Genomic DNA, 16,727 nt, shown 5'->3' on the forward strand with positions numbered 1-16,727 from the left:
AATCGCACGCGTTGGGGTTCGCTGCGCTCACCCCAACCTACGCCCACCCCGGGAAAGAATGGGCGCACCGCTCCGCCGGCCCCGGCACACGCTTCGCCGACTGCCCGCAAAACGCCACGAAACAGCGCTTGCCACCGCCTCGAGGCATTCCGAGAATCGCGTGCTTCGCACACCGCACCCTCAATGGACTGAACCTGCCATGCACCGCCTGCCCGGCCTCGACCTGCTGCGCGCCATCGCCATCGTGTGGGTGATGCTGTTCCATTCCTACATCGTCGGCGGCCTGGGCGACTCGTGGAGCTGGCTGGAAAACAACGGCTGGGCCGGCGTGGATCTGTTCTTCGTGCTCAGCGGCTATCTGATCGGTTCGCAGTGGCTCAAGCCGCTGGCCGACGGCAGGCCGCCGGCGTTCGGGCGCTTCTATCTGCGCCGCGCGCTGCGCACCATGCCGGCCTTTTTCGCGGTGCTGGCGGTGTACTTCGCGTTTCCTTCCACGCGCGAGGCACCGGGCATCCAGCCGCTGTGGCAGTTCCTCAGCTACACGGTCAATGTCCTGATCGACTACCGGCACAACCAGGCGTTCTCGCATGTGTGGTCGCTGTGCGTGGAAGAACATTTCTACCTGCTGTTCCCGCTGCTGGCCTGGTGGGTGGCGCGGCGCGGTTCGCTGCGTGCGTTCGTGGCGCTGTGCCTGTTGCTGCTGGCCGGCGGCATGGCGCTGCGCGGCTGGTTGTGGCTGCACATGGGCGAGCGGCCGTTCGTCGAGGTGATCTACTACCCGACCTGGAACCGGCTCGACGGACTGCTCGCCGGCGTCGTGCTCGCCACCATGCAGGCCTACCGTCCGGCCTTGTGGGCCGCGCTGCAGGACCGCGCGAATACCGCGCTGCTCGCGGGCCTCGCGCTTAGCGGCATCGCGCTGGCGATCTTCCAGGACCGCGCCGGCATGCTCGCCTCGGTGCTCGGCTATCCGCTGCTTTCCTGGGGCCTGGCCCTGATCGTGGCCGCGGCCACCAGCCCGGCCTGCTGGCTGGGCCGCCAGCGCGTGCCGGGCGCGGGCTGGCTGGCGCTGGTCTCGTACAGCCTCTATCTCGATCACAAGCTGGTGTTTCACGCGGTGCAGACGTGGCTTGCCGCGCATCCATCGATCCAGGGCGTGAGCGCGTTTGCACTTTATGCGGCCTGCACGCTGGCCGGCGGCGCGCTGCTGCATTACGCGCTGGAAGCGCCGTTCCTGCGCCTGCGCGACCGCCTGCAGCGCCGCCCCGCCGCGCGCCCGGCGCTGGCGCCGACGTCGGCCGGGGCCTGAGCGCCGACGTTGTCGCAGCATCACCCTTTTTGCCATGGGCATGTGATTGAATCACCGATCCGGACCCCCAATGTCCCAACGGTCCAGACCCGGCGAACCCCATGAGCGAACCCCAGGCGAACGACTCCTCCCCCAAGCGCCGGCTCGGCGCGCTGCGCCAGCTCTGGCCCTTCCTCAAGCCGCATCGCGCACTGGCGATCGGCTGGCTGGTGTTCCTGGCGATCTCCTCCGGCTCCACCCTGGTGCTGCCGATGGCGGTGCGCCACATGATCGACCAGGGTTTCGGCGCCTCCAACGCGGCCACCATCAACCTCACCTTCCTGGGCCTGTTCGGCGTGGCGCTGGTGCTGGCGGCGTCCACCGCGGCGCGCTACTTCTGCATCACCCTGCTGGGCGAGCGCGCGCTGGCCTCGATGCGCTCCAAGCTCTATGGACACGTGATCCGGCTCGACGTCGGCTTCTTCGAGCGCAGCCGCGTCGGTGAACTGATTTCGCGCCTGGGCACCGACACCGAAGTGGTGCAGGCGCTGATCGGCTCGGGCATCTCGGTGGCCCTGCGCAGCATGGTCACCCTGGTCGGCGCGGTAGTGGCGATGGTGTGGACCATCCCGCGCCTGGCCGGTTTCACCGCGCTGGTGATCCCCGCGATGATGCTGCCGATCCTGGTGTTCGGCCGCCGCGTGCGCAAACTCTCTCGCGCCAGCCAGGACCGCCTGGCCGACGCCGCCGCGATCGCCAACGAAACGCTCAACGCCGCGCCCGCGGTGAAGGCCTATGCGCGCGAGGACATCGAGAGCACGCGCTACGGCAGCGCCATCACCCGCGCCCTGGCCACCGCGCGCAAGCGCATCGGCACGCGTTCGCTGCTGACCGCGGCGGTGATCGTGCTGATGTTCGGCGCGATCACCCTGGTGCTGTGGATCGGCGCGCGCGACGTGCTGGCGGGCGACCTCACCCCCGGCCTGCTCAGCCAGTTCGTGCTGTATGCGATCTTCGCGGCCGGCTCGGTGGCCGGCCTGGCGGAAGTGTGGGGCGACGTGCTGCGCGCAGGCGGCGCGATGGAGCGCATCGGCGAACTGCTCGGCGAGCGCGCCGAAGTGACCAGCCCGGCGCAGCCCCAGCCGCTGCCGAAGCCGGTGAGCGGCGCGCTGCATTTCGAGCACGTGGCCTTCCACTATCCCAGCCGCCCGGATGCGCCGGCGCTGCATGATTTCGAGCTGCGCATCCGCCCCGGCGAGACGGTGGCCCTGGTCGGCCCCTCCGGCGCCGGCAAGAGCACGGTGCTGGCCCTGCTGCTGCGCTTCTACGACCCGCAGCACGGCCGCATCACGCTGGACGGCGTCGACCTGCGCGCCCTGGCGCTGCCGGACCTGCGCGGCGCCATCGCCCTGGTGCCGCAGGAAACGGTGATCTTCAGCGGCACCGCCGCCGACAACATCCGCTTCGGGCGCCAGGACGCCAGCGACGACGAAGTGCGCGATGCCGCGCGCGCGGCCGAGGCGCACGAGTTCATCAGCGCGCTGGATGGCGGCTATGGCTCGGAGCTGGGCGAGCGCGGCGTGCGCCTGTCGGGCGGACAGCGCCAGCGCGTGGCGATTGCGCGCGCGATCCTGCGCGACGCGCCGCTGCTGTTGCTGGACGAGGCGACCTCGGCGCTGGATGCGCAGTCCGAGGCGGCGATCCAGCAGGCGCTGGAGCGGCTGGAGAAGGGACGCACCACGCTGGTGATCGCGCATCGCCTGGCCACCGTGCAGCGCGCCGACCGCATCGTGGTGATGGATGGCGGGCGCATCGTGGCGCAGGGCACGCATGAGAGCCTGCTGGCGGAAGGCGGACTGTATGCGGAGCTGGCGAAGCTGCAGTTTGCGGCATAGCCACCTACTGGACCCTTCTCCCCGCCGGGGAGAAGGTGGCGGCAGCCGGATGAGGGGCGGGTGCTTGCGACGGAAGATCGACGAAGCGTTGCTCGTGTTTAAGCAGCCGCATCTGCGCTCCGTAGGTCCCCCTCACCCCAGCCCTCTCCCCGAGGGGAGAGGGGGTAACGGCGCGTCACCCTTGTAGCACGGCGACCAGCGCGCGCACCTGCTCCACGTCGCTGCGGATCTCGCCGCCTTCCATATCGTGCAGTTCCGGGCGCTGGTGCCGCATGCCGGAAGGCAGCTGGCGCTTGGCCGATGCATGCAGTTCGGTGGCGCCGGTCGCTTGCGCCAGCGCCGCAATGTTCTGCGGCGTCACGCCCGCTCCCGGCATCACTGCGATGCAGCCGCCCGACCGCTCCACCAGCCGGCGGATCAGCGGCGCGCCATCCATCGCACTGGCCCGCGCGCCCGACGTCAGCACCCGCTCGCAACCGAGCGCGATCACGTCTTCCAGTGCCTGCTCCGGATCCGCCGTGAGATCGAATGCCCGATGGAAGGTCACCCCCATCCCGCCCGCGGCGCGCACCAGCGGCTTGCAGCGCTCGCTGTCGACGCGGCCGTCCGCATCGAGCACGCCGATCACCACGCCGTCGCAGCCGAGCGCGGCGCAGGTGTCGATATCACGCTGCATCATTTCGCATTCGACGTCGCTGTAGAGAAAGTCGCCCGCGCGCGGACGCACCAGCACGTACAGCGGAATATGCAGGCGCTCGCGCACCATCGCGACCAGGCCGGCGGAGGGCGTGAGTCCGCCCAGTTCCAGGCCGGTGCACAGTTCCACGCGCCCCGCGCCGCCTTCCTGCGCGGCCAGCGCGGAGGCGACCGAATTGGCCGCCACTTCGAGCACGTAGCGGCCAGCCATCAGTACACGCTCTTGGACGGGAACAGCGCGTCCTGCTTGCCGCCGTCGCACACGGCGTAGCTGAAACCGGACTGGATCGCGAACGCGCCCACGTCGCCCTCGCGATTGATGGCGAGGAAACCCACCTGCAGATCCTTCGAAGCCTGCGGGCGCTTCTTGACGATGCGCATCACCGCTTCCTCGCAGGCCTGCTGCGGCGAGCGGCCCTGGCGCATCAGTTCCACCACCAGGAAGCTGCCGGCGTTGCGGATCACTTCCTCGCCCACGCCGGTGGAGGTGGCGCCGCCGACGTCGCCGTCGACATACAGGCCCGCGCCGATGATCGGGCTGTCGCCGACGCGGCCGCGCAGTTTCCAGGCCATGCCGCTGGTGGTGCAGGCGCCGGCCAGGCGGCCCTGCGCGTCGATGGCGAGCATGCCGATGGTGTCGTGGTTGTCCTTGCCGCCGGCGCCCTTGCCGTAGTCGCGCACTTCGCTGTTGGCGCTGGGCTGGTAGTGGGCGGTCTTCAGCCACTCGTGCCAGGCTTTTTCCGATTCCGGGGTGAGCAGCTTTTCCTTCTTGAAGCCCTGCTCGATCGCAAACTGCTGCGCGCCTTCGCCCACCAGCAGCACGTGCGGGGTGCGTTCCATCACGCGGCGCGCGACCTGGATCGGATGGGCGATGCCTTCCAGCGCGGCGACCGCGCCGCAGCTGCCATCGCCGTCCATGATGCTGGCGTCGAGGCTGACGTGGCCGTCGCGGTCCGGATAGCCGGCGCGGCCCACGCTGTGATTCTTGAGATCCGCCTCCGGGATCATCACCCCGGCTTCCACCGCGTCCAGCGCGCGGCCGCCCTTGGCCAGCACCGCCCAGGCGGCGAGGTTGGCGGGCACGCCGAAGTCCCAGGTGGAGATCACCCGCGGCTTGCGGCCGCCGCTGACGCCGCCGGTGTTGGCCCCGGCCGCTGCCGGCGCGATGCGGGAAGCCAGCGCCGCGGCGGTGACGCCCAGTGCTGCGGTCTTGAGAAAGCGGCGGCGGTCGGCCATCGGGGCGTCTCCAGGCAGAGGGGAAAAATGGTCGCCCGAGAGTACAGGCGAACGCCCGCGGCCGGCATGGTCCGGCCGCGGGACTTTACCGGTCAGAAATCGTAACTCACGCCGAAACGCACGTAGCGCGGCGACTCCGCCACTTTCACCGTGTCGTACAGGTCGTTGAGCTTGTCCGGCGTATTGCTGCTGTTGTAGCGCGTGTACAGCACCAGCGGACGCTGTTGGTTGAGCACATTGAACACGCTTACGTTGAACGCCAGCTTGTGGTCCGCAAAAGCCGGGCGGTAGGTGACGTTGAGGTCGACGCGGTAGGTCCACGGCAGGTCGCCCATCGAGCCGGGCACCGAGGGCTTGCCGTTGCACCAGTGGTAGTACGAGCCGTAGCCGTCGGGCTGCGACTGGTCGGTGCCGTAGAAGCCCAGGCAGTTGTGCGGGCCGCCGGAGGACAGGTTGGCCACGCCGGAAACCATCCATTCCGGCGAGATGCGGTACACGCCGTAGGCCTTGATCTGGTGCGTGCGGTTGTTGCCGAGCACGCCGTTGGCGCGGTCCATCACGTACGAGTTATCCCAGTCCTGGGTCACGCCCACCGAGTCGTTGCCGCGCGACACCTGCAGCAGGCCTTCGGAATTGCCGTAGCTGCGCGAGAACACGTAGCTGATGCGGCCGCCCCAGTTGTCCTTGCCCAGCGGATGCTCCAGGAAGGCCTCCAGCGCGTAGTACTTGCGCTTCGGTCCCTGTGCGAAACCCCAGTCGCCATTGCTCATCGGCACGCGCACATAGCCTTGCGTGGTGAGCACGTCGAAGTCGTTGGTCTTGCCGGGATTGAAGATGTAGCAGGCGCCGCGGTTGGCGGTGATCTGGTCGTCGGTGAGGTTGTACATCGCCTTGGTCTTGGCGATGAGCAGGTTGGAGCTGTCGCAGACGTCGTCGGAGATCTGCCGCAGCACGCGGAAGGTGCCCTTCACGCCGGTGATCCACTCCGGCGTGATCGCCTTGGTGGCGCCCAGGATGAACTCGTCCTGGTATTCGGCGCCCAGGTTGGTGGAAGCCACCGTGCGCGGATCGGGCGCCTGGCCGGTATGGCCGTTGACGTCGTAGTAGCCGAACGGCGTCAGGCCGGTGGGCATGCCGTTGGAGTCGATGCCGGTATAGGTGTAGTAGCTGCGGTTCCAGGCGTAGCCGGTGGCGCCGTCGTACGCGGTGTTGTTGTTGATCGCCAGGTAGTAGCGGCCGGCGTTGCCGTAGACCTTCAGGCTGGCGTCGCCGTACACGTCCCAGCTGAAGCCCAGGCGCGGCGACCAGTTATGGTTCTGCGAAGTGAATTTCTGCCCGCTGTTGTTGTAGTTGGCGAAGGCGTCGTTGCGCAGGCCGATGTTGAGCAGGAAGCGGTCGGTCACCTGCCAGGTGTCTTCGATGTACTGCGCGTGCTCCACGGTCTTGACGCCGGCTGCGCCGGTGACCACTTCCTTCATCACGTAGTAGCCGTTGCCGCCCGGCGCGCCGATGCCGTTGGCCGGGTCGACCGGCGCGCTGGCGTCGTTGTTGTGCGCATAGGTCCAGGTAAGGCTGTTGCTGCCCTGATCGATGGTGCGCGGGGTCTGGTCGTCGATGCCGGCATTGAGCTTGTGGTCGCCCAGGCGCCATTCCAGGTCGATGCGCAGATTGGTGTTCTGCGACCCCTGGGTGGGCGCCGGCACCGAGAACGTCGACTGCGTATTGCCGACCGGACGGCCGCCGGTGAGCGCGAGGTTCTGGTCCTGGATGTTCTGCAGGTACGGCAGGTTGGGGTCGTAGCTGACCGGCGCCGAATAGTCGTGCAGGCGCATCTTGCCGTACATCGCGCTCAGCGTGATGTTGTCGGCGAGATAGCCGGTGTACTTGACGATGTAGGCATCGCCGCCGGTCTTGGTGCGGTCGGAGTACGACTGGAAGGCGCCCGCGCGGTGCGTGTCGTAGTCGAACGCGTAGTTGCTGCCGGAGCCGTGCTGCTCGCTCTGGATGCCGGTGAGTTCGAGCAGGTGGTTGTCGGTGATGTTCCAGTTGAGCTTGGCGTACCACTTCGGCGTGCGGTAGCTGTAGTTGCTGCGCGAGGGACTGCTGGCGTCGCTGGTGGAGGTGTTGCTGCCCTGCTCCTTGTCGGCCTCGGCGGCGACGAAGAAGTACAGGCGGTCCTTGATCAGCGGGCCGCCGACGTAGGCGCTGTAGGTGGTGCGCCAGGATTTGTCGTCCTGGCGGTACTGGTACAGCTTGCCGGCGTAGCGGTTGCGCGCGTAGACGATGTCGTCCGGCGAGGACATCAGCGAGCGCGGCGTCCACTGCGCCTGCGCGCCGAAATGCCACTCGTTGGTGCCGCTCTTGCCCACTTGGCTCAACACGCCGCCGTCGGAGCGGCCGTACATCGAGCTGTAGCCGCCGGTCAGCACTTCCTGCTGGTCGATCGCGCCGTAGGGCAGCTGCAGCGCGCCCTGGCCCTTGTACGGGTCGGTCGTGTTGAAGCCGTTGATGTAGTACGCGTTCTCCGCGCCGGACGCGCCGCCGAAGGAAACCAGGTCGCCGCCGCCGCCGATGCGGCTGGTGAAGTTGGAGCCGGAAGTGACCGTGCCCGGCGCCAGCAGGGCGATGTCCTCGGCGGTGCGCGACAGCGGCAGCGCGTCCAGCTGCTGCGCGGTGATCACGGTGCGCGAATCCACGCTGCTCACGTCGATCGGCGGCAGCGCGCTGGCGGTGACCTGCACGCCCTGCAGATTGGTGGCGCCCGCCGCGGCGGCGCCGGCGAAATCGACCTGGGTGCCGCTGCTGACGCGCAGCGAGACCTGGTCGCGCGTGGCCACCACGGCGCCCTGCCGTTCCAGCATCACCTTGTAGTTGCCCACCGGCAGCGCGCCGGCCTGGTAGCGGCCGTCCGCGCCGACCGGGATGCGGCGCGACACGCCGTTGTCGCCCTGCACGATCACCGTGCTGCCGGCGGCATCGCTGCCAGCATTGCCGAAGATCGAACCGGTGGTCGCCTGCGCGAAGACCGTGCCGCTCAGGGCCAGGCCCAGCACGCACGCCAGGATATTGCGGGACAGCTCGTGCCCCCGATGCTTGCTTGCCAACATGCCTTCACCTCCCAATGAATGTTGTTGTCAGGTCCCGTCCACGCGATCGGCGGCGGGCTTGGTTCGCTGCGCGGGCGCCGGGCCCGCGCCTTTCAGGCCTCGTCGCGCGCGGCCAGGCCGGCCGCGCCCAGCACGCCCAGGCGGCCGTGTTCGATCAGCCGCACGGGTACGCCGGCGAGGAACCCGCGCATCACGCCCTTGTTGAAGAAGCGCTCGCGGAACGCGCTGCGCGGCAGGAATTCGCGCAGTTGCGGCAGGATGCCGCCGGCCAGGTACACGCCGCCGGAGGCCTTGAACAGCACGGCCAGGTCACCGACGAAACCGCCGAGCATGGCGCAGAAGATGTGCAGGGTGTCGAGCGCGAGCGCATCGCCGCCGTCGAGCGCGGCGGCGCTGATCCGTTCGGGCTGCGTGTGGATCGCCGGCAACCCGTCCAGTTCGGCAACGGCGCGGTAGAGATTGACCAGGCCCGGGCCGGACAGCGCGTGGCCGGTGTGCACGTAGTCGCGGCCGCGCCCGAGCAGCCGCAGCAGGGCCATCTCGCGTTCGTTGCCCGGCGCCAGCGCCACGTGGCCGCCTTCGCTGGGCAGCACGGTGGCGCCGTTCCCATCCGGCAGCAGCAGCGCGCAGCCCAGGCCGGTGCCGGGGCCGACCACCGCGACGGGGCCGGCGGCCGCGGGCGCGTCGATCACCGCCAGGCTTTCGCCGGCGCCGAGATATTGCGTGGCATAGGCCAGCGCCTCGAAGTCGTTGACCACACGCAGGCTGCGCAGGCGCAGGCGTTCGCGCAGCTCGGCCAGGCGCACGGGCCAGCGCAGGTTTTCCGCCACCAGTTCACCGTCGCGCACATAGCCGGCGACGGCGATGGCGGCTTCGTCCACGGCATGGCCGGGATGGCGGGCGAGGAAGTCGGCGAAGATCTCGGCCAGGCCCGGCCAGTCGGCGCCCGCATAGCGCTCGTAGGCCAGCACGCCGCCGGCGCCGGCCGGCGCCGCGGCATCGACCAGGCCGATGCGCGCATGCGTGCCGCCCACGTCCGCCGCCAACATGACCCGCGGCTCAGGCGCCACGGCTCCCCACGCACGATCCCGCATCGATGCTCCCCGTCATTGCTCCGACACGGCGGTGCCGTGTCGCTGTCATCGGATCGATGCTAAAGCGGAATGGTAACGTTATCAACGGTTGCTGGAGATACGGCCGAGGCTCAGCCGTGCGCTGGGTCACAACCATCCAGGCTCGTCGCTTACTCCTTATATATATGGAGTAATGCGTCATCCCGGGCGACGCCGGCGGCCTGGAGCGGGACCCTTGCCGCCCACGCCGCGCGGCGCGAACGTCGATTCGATCCGCCTCATTCTTGGTAACGCTACCTGCGACGGCCGCATGGAACGGAAGTCGCGTCGCCCGCGCCCCGCCGCTTGGGCTAGGATGGAACGTCGCCGCCAGGGGGAGCGTTGCGTTGCGTAGGCCCACGATCAAAGACGTCGCCAGCCTTGCCGGCGTGTCGCCCATGACGGTGTCGCGCGTGATCAATCTCGAGCCGACCGTGCATGCCGACACCGTGCAGAAAGTGCGCCGCGCGATCGAGACCCTGCACTACCGCCCCGACGCCACCGCGCGCAGCCTGCGCGGCACCCGCTCGTTCACCATCGCCCTGGTCTACGACGACAACCCCAACGCCAACTACATCCTCAGCCTGCAGAACGGCGTGCTCGGCGCCTGCCGCGAGCGCGGCTACGAGCTGCTGATCTATCCCTGCGACCCGCGCTCGCCGCGCCTGGTCGACGAACTGTCCCTGCTGGCCAAGAACGCGCGCCTGGCCGGGCTGGTGCTGACCCCGCCGATGTCGGAGAACGCCCGCCTGCTGACCAAGCTCAAGGCCAACGACGTGGCCTATGCGCGGATCATCGCCGCGCGCGGCGACCCGAAGGACGGCGCGCCCTGCGTCTACGTCGACGACCACAAGGCGGCGTACGCGATCACCGCCTACCTGATCCAGCTCGGCCACACCGCCATCGCCTTCCTGTGGGGCGACCCGCACTACCGCTCCAGCCCGGAGCGCTACGAGGGCTATGCGGACGCGATGAAGGAGCACGGCATTCCCGTGCGCAAGAAATACGTGCTGGAGGGCACCTACACCTTCGAGGACGGCTTCCGCCGCGCACGCAAGCTGCTGGCCGGCAAGGACGCGCCCAGCGCGATCTTCGGCAGCAACGATGAGATCGCCGCCGGCGCGCTCGCCGCCGCGCGCTCGGCGGGGCTGGACGTGCCGTGGGACCTTTCCATCGCCGGCTTCGAGGACAACCCGTTCTCGCGCCAGGCCTGGCCCGCGCTCACCACCGCCAGCCAGTCGACCAGCGAGATCGGCCGGCATGCGGCCTCGCGCCTGCTGGAGCAGCTGCAGAAGGGCACCCTGCCCGGCAGCGAGCGCTTCGTGCCGGAGCTGGTGATCCGCGGCTCCACCGCGCCGCCGCGGGCGGAACGCCGCGCGCCGGCCGCGGCCGGCGCATAAAAAATCCCGCATCTTGCGATGCGGGATTCTTTCTATCTAACCGGTGGCCGACGCAACGCCGGCGCGGCGGATCAGCCTGCGATCTCGACGCCCGAAGCCTGGGCACCCTTCGGGCCCTGAGTCACTTCGAACTTCACGCGCTGGCCTTCCTGCAGGCTGCGAAAGCCCTTGGAGTTGATCGCCGAAAAGTGGACGAACACGTCCTCCCCACCGTCCTCAGGCGCGATGAAACCAAAGCCCTTGGCGTCGTTGAACCACTTGACCGTACCGAAACGCATTGCGTGAACCTCTGAATCATGGATTGGATGCACCATGGCTTCCTGCAGAACCACCACAACCCCTTGGTTCGCCGCCCCTGGCACGGGCGGAAGTATCAACATGTTTCAGGTCAAAGCGCAATATGCGGGTGCGTATAGCGCGGACGGGGTAGGCCGGACTGCTCAAGCTTTGAGCAAGGCTTCCAGAATCCGGGGCACTTCCGCGGTCGCTGCCTTAAGGTGCGCGAAAATCTCGTCAATGCTGATCTCGGCCTCGTCGCCGCAGCCGGCGGCGAAATTCGCCACCAGGGCCAGGCAGGCGTAAGCCAGTTCCAGCTCGCGCGCCAGGGCGGCTTCGGGCATGCCGGTCATGCCGACCAGGTCGCAGCCGTCGCGCTTCATGCGCGCGATCTCGGCGCGCGTCTCCAGGCGCGGCCCCTGGGTGGCGCCGTAGCAGCCGCCGTCGATCACCGCGATGCCGGCCTGCCCCGCCGCGTCCACCAGCCGGCGGCGCAGCGCCCCGGTGTACGGCTCGCTGAAGTCGATGTGCTTTACCTCGGCGCCTTCGACGTCGCAGAAGCTGGTGTAGCGGCCGTGCGTGTAGTCGATGACCTGGTCCGGCACCACGATGGCGCGCGGCCCCATATCGTCGCGGATGCCGCCGACGGCATTGACGCCGATCACAGTTCGCGCACCGAGCGAATGCAGCGCCCACAAATTGGCACGGTAATTGACGCGATGCGGCGGCACGCCGTGGCTCTCGCCGTGGCGCGCCAGGAAGGCCACGCGCTTGCCGGCGAAGTCGCCGACCACCACGTCGGCCGAGGTCTTGCCGTAAGGCGTGTCGACGCCGTGGCGCGCGGTGTTCTCAAGGCCCGGGAAGCTGTAGAGGCCGCTGCCGCCGATGACGGCCAGATCGATAGTCACGGTGAGGTCTTCCTTCGTTTCGTACGGCGTAGGTTGGGGTGAGCGCAAGCGAACCCCAGCGCGAGGGTTGGCAGCCAGGGGCAACATTGGGGTTCGCTTGCGCTCACCCCGACCTGCCCGTCTCTGCCGCCAGCCGCGTGGCGAAAGCCTGCAGGTGGCGCGCCAGCGCCTCGCGCGTGCGCTCGTCGGCAAGCTGCCCGTCGATGATCTTGGTGTGCGCCTGGAACACCAGCACGTCGCCCTGCGGCTCGGTGCGCGCGCCGGCGCGGCGCAGCACCAGGCGCAGCGAGTCCTGCGCGCGCACGGTGCCGGTGGCGCCGGGGCTGGCGCCGACGATGCAGACGAGCTTGCCGGCCAGCACCGCGGCCTTGCGCTCATGGCCGGGCCGCGAGATCCAGTCGATCGCGTTCTTCAGCACGCCGCTGATGCCGCCGTTGTATTCCGGGCAGGCCAGCAGCAGGCCGTCGGCCGCCTCGACCGCGTCCTTCAAGGCCTTGACCGGCGCGGGGTCGCCCTGCTCTTCCACGTCCTGGTCGAACAGCGGGATGTCGTGCAGGCGGTGCACGCCGATGGCCATGCCGGCCGGCGCGAGCTGCTGCGCGGCGTGCAGCAGCGCGGTGTTGAACGAAGCGGCGCGCAGGCTGCCGGAGATGCCGAGAATGTTCACGCGTTTCCCTTGCGGCGCCGCTCAGCGCAGCGCGTAGATGCCGGGCAGGTTGCGGCCCTGCTCGTAGTAGTCCATGCCGAAGCCGAACACGTAGCGGTCCGGCAGCTCCACCCCGTTGAAGTCGGCGGCGATGCCTTCGACCAGGCGGTCGTGCTGCTTGCTGCACAGCGAGACCACCAGCACGCGGCGCGCGCCGCGGCGCAGGCAGTCGTCGCGCACGGCCTTGAGGGTGTGGCCTTCGTCGAGGATGTCGTCGACCAGCAGCACGGTGCGGTCCACCAGCGACACCTGCGGCTCGCGCAGCCAGTGCAGCTCGTTGCCGGTGGTGGCGCCGCGGTAGCGGGTGGCGTGCACGTAGTCGAACTCGACGTCGGTGCGGATCGCCAGCGCCAGATGCCCGCCGAACACCAGCGCCCCGTTCATCACGGTGAGGAACACCGCGCGCTCGCCGTCGAGCGCGGCGTCGATGCGCCGGCCCATGTCGGCGATCACGCCTTCCAGCGTGGCGCGGTCGAACAGCAGGTCGGCGTTGGCCAGGGCGTCGGCCAGCGGGGGAATGGTGCGGGTCGCGTCGGTGCTCATGCCTTGCCTTCCTCGGCGTCCAGCGCCGTGATGCGCGCGATGAAACGCTCGCGCTGCGGGTTGTCGGTCAGTCCTTCCCAGGTGGCGCCCAGCGCGCCGCGCAGCGCGGCCAGGCGCTCCGGCGCGGCGGCGGCGCGGCCCCGCACGGCGGCGATGGCCTCGTCCACCACGTCGGGGAAGCAGGCCAGCACCAGGTCGCAGCCGGCGTCCAGGTGCGCGGCCACGCGGGCGGCCGCGCCGCCGGCCGCACCGGCGGCGGCCATGCTGATGTCGTCGCTGATCACCGCGCCGCGGAAACCCAGTTCGCCGCGCAGCACCTGCTGGATCCACACCGTGGAGAAACCGGCCGGCTGCGCGTCGACGGCCGGATAGACCACGTGGGCCATCATCACCGCCTCGACCCGCGCCTCGATGCCTTCGGCGAACGGGTGCAGGTCCTCGCGGCGGATCTGCTCCAGCGGGCGCGGATCCACCGCCGCCGCCTTGTGCGTGTCCACCGCCACCGAGCCATGCCCGGGAAAGTGCTTGAGCACCGCCGCCATGCCGCCCAGGTGCATGCCGCGCACGTAGGCCTGGCCCAGTTCGGCGGCCACCGCGGGGTTGGCGTGGAAGGCGCGCGTGCCGATGGCGGCATTGCCGCGGGCCAGGTCCACCACCGGCGCGAAGCTGAAATCCACGCCGATCGCGCGCATCTCGCTGGCCATCACCCAGGCGTGTTCCTCGGCCAGGCGGACCGCCTCGTCGGGGCTGCGCTCATACACCGCGCCGATGCGCGCCAGCGCCGGCAGGCGGGTGAAGCCGTCGCGGAAGCGCTGCACCGGGCCGCCTTCCTGGTCGACCGCGACGAGGAAGTCCTCGCCGGCCACCTCGCGGATCGCTTCGATCAGCGCGCTCACCTGCTCGCGCGAGGCGAAGTTGCGCGCGAACAGCAGCACGCCGGACACGCCCGGCGCCACCAGCTGGCGGCGCTCGCCTTCGCTCAGTTCCAGTCCGGCCAGGCCGATCATCAGCATCAGGCTTGCTCCTCCGCGTCGTCGGCAGCGCGTTCGGCCGCGGTCCACCGCGCGTACGGATGCTCGATCAGGTTGACGTTGTAGTAGCGCGCCAGCGCGCTCACCTCGCGCCCCAGCCAGGCGGGACGGGGGAACGGCGCGTCCGGCGCGTCGAGCTCCACTTCGGCGACCACCAGGCCGGCGTTGTCGCCCAGGAATTCGTCGATCTCGAACGTTACGCCGTCCACGGTGACAAGGTGACGAAACTTCTCCAGCACGCCGCCGCACAGGCGCGCCAGCAGGGCCTCGGCGTCGGCTACCGGAATGGGGTATTCGAATTCGGCCCGCTGGATGCCCAGCTCCGCCGACTTGATGTTGAGCCAGGCCCGCTCGCCGGCGATGCGCGCGCGCACCGAGGCGCGCGCCAGCCCCGCGCGCAGCGCTTCGGCGCCGACCAGATAGCCCTGGGCGATGCGTTCGCTGCTGCCCGCCTGCGCGCGCCAGCCGTCGCCGCGCAGAAGAAACTTGCGTTCGATCTCCACGCCCATGGCGTCAGCCGCGCTCGAACAGGGCGATGGATTCCACGTGCGCGGTGTGCGGGAACATGTCCATCACGCCGGCGGCGCTGAGCCTGAAGCCGTGCTTCTGCACCAGGATGCCGGCGTCGCGCGCCAGCGAGCCGGGGTGGCAGGACACGTAGACGATGCGCTGCGTCTCGCGGTGCGGCAGGTACTCCAGCACCTTGTCCGCGCCGGCGCGCGGCGGATCGAGCAGCAGCTTGTCCCAGGCCTGGCGCGCCCACGGCGCGTCGCGCTGGTCGTCGAACAGGTTGGCGACTTCGAAGCGCGCGTTGCCGAGGCCATTGCGCATGGCGTTCTGCGCCGCGCGCTCGACCAGGCCGTGCTCGCCTTCCACGCCGACCACCTCGGCCACGCGGCGGGCGATCGGCAGGGTGAAGTTGCCGAGGCCGCAGAACAGGTCCAGCACGCGGTCGGTAGGCTGCGGATCGAGCAGCTCCAACGCGCGCGCCATCATGCGGCGGTTCATGCCGGCGTTGACCTGCACGAAGTCCAGCGGACGGAATTCCAGCTCCACGTCGGGCACGCCCTCGCCCGCCTCGACGCGGAAGGCCAGGCGCGGCTGCTCCGGCCACAGCGGATGCACGCTGCTGATACCGCCGGGCTGCAGGTAGATGGCGAAAGCGTGGGCCTGGGCGAAGGCCGTCAGCTTGGCCAGGTCCGAGTCGCTCAGCGGCTTGAGATGGCGGAACACCAGGGCGACGGTGTCGTCGCCCGCGGCGAATTCGATCTGCGCGATATCGCCGGCGGCTTCCAGCGACCCGACCAGTTCGCCGAGCAGGCCGATCTTCGGCCCCAGCGCCGGATGCACCACTTCGCACTGCTCGATGTCGGCGACGAAGCGCGGGTTGTCTTCTTCGCGGAAACCGACCAGCACGCGGCCCTTCTTCACCACGTTGCGTACCGACAGGCGGCCCTTGCGGCGATACGCCCAAGGCTGGTCGGTGAGCGGCGGCAGCCACGCGGCCGGCGCCACCTTGCCGATGCGCTCGAAGTTCTCGGCCAGCACGCGCTGCTTGGCGGCGATCTGCGACTCGGCATCCAGGTGCTGCAGCGCGCAGCCGCTGCACTGGCCGTAGTGGCGGCAGCGCGGTTCGACGCGGTGCGGCGAGCGCGTGCGCAGCTCCACCACTTCGGCTTCGTCGAAGCTGCGATGGCGGCGGCGGATGCGCAGCAGCACCTCTTCGCCGGGCAAGGCGCCGGAGACGAATACGGCCTTGCCGTCGATGCGGGCGACGCCGCGGCCATCGTGGCTCAGATCGGTGATGGTGGCTTCGAACTCTTTCATCGTGACCCTGAAGCAAGCGCGCCCGGATCATGCGGTCCGGGCGGCGCGGAAAAAAAACAGATGAAGCGCGCGGAGAGTTACTTCTGCTTCCAGGCGCCCGAGGGGTCCTGATAATACCAGCCGGACCGGGCCCGCTCGATCCAGCCCTTGGCGAAGGTGGCGCGGATCTGCGCTTCCCACTCCGGATGGCCGTTGGCATTGGCCACTTCGCGATACAGCGCGCTGCGGTCGCGGTTCTCGTCGGCCACGCTGGCGTTGACTTCGGCGCGCTGGTTCAGCGGCACCTTGGAGGCGTCGCGCACGGCGACCAGGCCGTCCTTGGTGAAGCCCACCGCACCGCTGTCGAACAGCGTGCCCAGGCTGCCCTGGAAGCGCTGCTGCATGCGGCCGCGGATCGCCTCGGTGGTGGCGGTCTGCACGCGCACGTCCGGAGTGTCAGCCGCATAGGCGGCCGGAATCAGCAGGTCCAGCAGCATCGCCGAGGGCTGCTTGCCGGGCTTCTCGGCGGGCTTGGGCGGGTCCTTGCCGTCGTTGTTCTGGCTGGCCGGCTTGGCGTTGTCGAGCACGGTGCCGATGAACTGGTCGGCGGCCTTCTGCGCGGCGGCCTCGGGGAAGTAGACATTGATGGTGACGCAACCGACCAGCGCGACGAACAGCGAGGTCAGCAGGACGTAGGCGAGCTTGCGCATGATCGACGCTCCA

At 69.5% G+C, this 16,727-nt stretch carries 15 protein-coding genes; 3 read left to right on the forward strand and 12 right to left on the reverse strand.

The genetic code is table 11. The features are described 5' to 3' along the window. Nucleotides 1-199: 199 nt before the first annotated feature. Together FHW84_RS11120 and FHW84_RS11125 are read left to right on the forward strand one after the other, a co-directional pair. Nucleotides 200-1,309 carry an acyltransferase gene (locus FHW84_RS11120; protein WP_167255450.1) on the forward strand — a complete coding sequence of 370 codons (1,110 nt, stop codon included), beginning with the start codon at nt 200-202 and terminating at the stop codon, nt 1,307-1,309. A 101-nt stretch (nt 1,310-1,410) separates the two neighbouring features. Then, entirely contained in the window at nt 1,411-3,183 is a 1,773-nt protein-coding gene (locus FHW84_RS11125) for an ABC transporter transmembrane domain-containing protein (RefSeq protein WP_167255452.1), read from the forward strand. 175 nt (nt 3,184-3,358) lie between these two features. Here the strand turns inward: FHW84_RS11125 and FHW84_RS11130 are convergent, their stop codons facing one another. The 4 genes from FHW84_RS11130 to FHW84_RS11145 all read right to left on the reverse strand — a co-directional run bounded on the left by FHW84_RS11130 (nt 3,359) and on the right by FHW84_RS11145 (nt 9,316). Then, entirely contained in the window at nt 3,359-4,090 is a 732-nt protein-coding gene (locus tag FHW84_RS11130; RefSeq protein WP_167255454.1) for a copper homeostasis protein CutC, read from the reverse strand. Further along, a complete protein-coding gene (locus FHW84_RS11135) occupies nt 4,090-5,115 on the reverse strand; it encodes a N(4)-(beta-N-acetylglucosaminyl)-L-asparaginase (RefSeq protein WP_167255456.1) in 1,026 nt (341 codons plus the stop codon). The genes FHW84_RS11130 and FHW84_RS11135 overlap by 1 nt, the downstream gene beginning before the upstream one ends. Before the next feature lie 92 nt (nt 5,116-5,207). Then, nucleotides 5,208-8,222 (reverse strand): TonB-dependent receptor, encoded by a 3,015-nt coding sequence (locus FHW84_RS11140; RefSeq protein ID WP_167255458.1) that lies wholly within the window; start codon nt 8,220-8,222, stop codon nt 5,208-5,210. A 92-nt stretch (nt 8,223-8,314) separates the two neighbouring features. Further along, entirely contained in the window at nt 8,315-9,316 is a 1,002-nt protein-coding gene (locus tag FHW84_RS11145; protein WP_167255460.1) for a glucokinase, read from the reverse strand. 365 nt (nt 9,317-9,681) lie between these two features. On the opposite strand from FHW84_RS11145, the gene FHW84_RS11150 reads away from it, so the two are divergent. After that, nucleotides 9,682-10,734, forward strand: a complete 1,053-nt coding sequence (locus tag FHW84_RS11150; protein ID WP_167255462.1) for a LacI family DNA-binding transcriptional regulator — start codon at nt 9,682-9,684, stop codon at nt 10,732-10,734. Between the two features lie 71 nt (nt 10,735-10,805). Here FHW84_RS11150 and FHW84_RS11155 read toward each other — a convergent pair whose 3' ends face one another. The 8 genes from FHW84_RS11155 to FHW84_RS11190 form a co-directional block, all read right to left on the reverse strand. Next, nucleotides 10,806-11,012, reverse strand: coding sequence for a cold-shock protein (locus FHW84_RS11155; RefSeq protein WP_049620931.1), 207 nt, complete (start codon nt 11,010-11,012; stop codon nt 10,806-10,808). A 162-nt stretch (nt 11,013-11,174) separates the two neighbouring features. Next, nucleotides 11,175-11,918 (reverse strand): S-methyl-5'-thioinosine phosphorylase, encoded by a 744-nt coding sequence (locus FHW84_RS11160; RefSeq protein WP_343203593.1) that lies wholly within the window; start codon nt 11,916-11,918, stop codon nt 11,175-11,177. Nucleotides 11,919-12,021: 103 nt separating this feature from the next. Beyond that, nucleotides 12,022-12,585 (reverse strand): NADPH-dependent FMN reductase, encoded by a 564-nt coding sequence (locus FHW84_RS11165; RefSeq protein ID WP_167255466.1) that lies wholly within the window; start codon nt 12,583-12,585, stop codon nt 12,022-12,024. 21 nt (nt 12,586-12,606) lie between these two features. After that, nucleotides 12,607-13,167 carry a hypoxanthine-guanine phosphoribosyltransferase gene (locus tag FHW84_RS11170; protein WP_167255468.1) on the reverse strand — a complete coding sequence of 187 codons (561 nt, stop codon included), beginning with the start codon at nt 13,165-13,167 and terminating at the stop codon, nt 12,607-12,609. After that, a complete protein-coding gene (gene nagZ / locus FHW84_RS11175; protein ID WP_167255470.1) occupies nt 13,164-14,180 on the reverse strand; it encodes a beta-N-acetylhexosaminidase in 1,017 nt (338 codons plus the stop codon). Before nagZ ends, FHW84_RS11170 begins: the two co-directional genes overlap by 4 nt. Continuing rightward, the gene (locus tag FHW84_RS11180) at nt 14,180-14,707 is read right to left on the reverse strand and encodes a CYTH domain-containing protein (RefSeq protein ID WP_167255472.1); all 528 of its coding nucleotides are present in this window, start codon (nt 14,705-14,707) and stop codon (nt 14,180-14,182) included. Before FHW84_RS11180 ends, nagZ begins: the two co-directional genes overlap by 1 nt. Nucleotides 14,708-14,711: 4 nt before the next feature. Continuing rightward, entirely contained in the window at nt 14,712-16,025 is a 1,314-nt protein-coding gene (gene rlmD / locus FHW84_RS11185) for a 23S rRNA (uracil(1939)-C(5))-methyltransferase RlmD (protein ID WP_167255474.1), read from the reverse strand. A gap of 77 nt (nt 16,026-16,102) precedes the next feature. Then, complete coding sequence (locus tag FHW84_RS11190; RefSeq protein WP_167255476.1) at nt 16,103-16,714, reverse strand: YdbL family protein; 612 nt, start codon at nt 16,712-16,714, stop codon at nt 16,103-16,105. Between the last annotated feature and the right edge of the window lie 13 nt (nt 16,715-16,727).

This window comes from Dyella sp. SG562 (assembly GCF_011759495.1).
GTDB classification, from domain to species: Bacteria; Pseudomonadota; Gammaproteobacteria; order Xanthomonadales; family Rhodanobacteraceae; genus Dyella_D; species Dyella_D marensis.

Excerpts from the sequence above, each read along its gene's own strand:
- FHW84_RS11190 (WP_167255476.1), bottom strand. The coding sequence starts at position 16,714 with ATGCGCAAGCTCGCCTACGTCCTGCTGACCTCGCTGTTCGTCGCGCTG.
- FHW84_RS11125 (WP_167255452.1), top strand. The coding sequence starts at position 1,411 with ATGAGCGAACCCCAGGCGAACGACTCCTCCCCCAAGCGCCGGCTCGGC.
- FHW84_RS11180 (WP_167255472.1), bottom strand. The coding sequence starts at position 14,707 with ATGGGCGTGGAGATCGAACGCAAGTTTCTTCTGCGCGGCGACGGCTGG.
- FHW84_RS11145 (WP_167255460.1), bottom strand. The coding sequence starts at position 9,316 with ATGCGGGATCGTGCGTGGGGAGCCGTGGCGCCTGAGCCGCGGGTCATG.
- FHW84_RS11135 (WP_167255456.1), bottom strand. The coding sequence starts at position 5,115 with ATGGCCGACCGCCGCCGCTTTCTCAAGACCGCAGCACTGGGCGTCACC.
- nagZ (WP_167255470.1), bottom strand. The coding sequence starts at position 14,180 with ATGCTGATGATCGGCCTGGCCGGACTGGAACTGAGCGAAGGCGAGCGC.
- FHW84_RS11170 (WP_167255468.1), bottom strand. The coding sequence starts at position 13,167 with ATGAGCACCGACGCGACCCGCACCATTCCCCCGCTGGCCGACGCCCTG.
- FHW84_RS11140 (WP_167255458.1), bottom strand. The coding sequence starts at position 8,222 with ATGTTGGCAAGCAAGCATCGGGGGCACGAGCTGTCCCGCAATATCCTG.
- FHW84_RS11130 (WP_167255454.1), bottom strand. The coding sequence starts at position 4,090 with ATGGCTGGCCGCTACGTGCTCGAAGTGGCGGCCAATTCGGTCGCCTCC.
- rlmD (WP_167255474.1), bottom strand. The coding sequence starts at position 16,025 with ATGAAAGAGTTCGAAGCCACCATCACCGATCTGAGCCACGATGGCCGC.
- FHW84_RS11120 (WP_167255450.1), top strand. The coding sequence starts at position 200 with ATGCACCGCCTGCCCGGCCTCGACCTGCTGCGCGCCATCGCCATCGTG.
- FHW84_RS11155 (WP_049620931.1), bottom strand. The coding sequence starts at position 11,012 with ATGCGTTTCGGTACGGTCAAGTGGTTCAACGACGCCAAGGGCTTTGGT.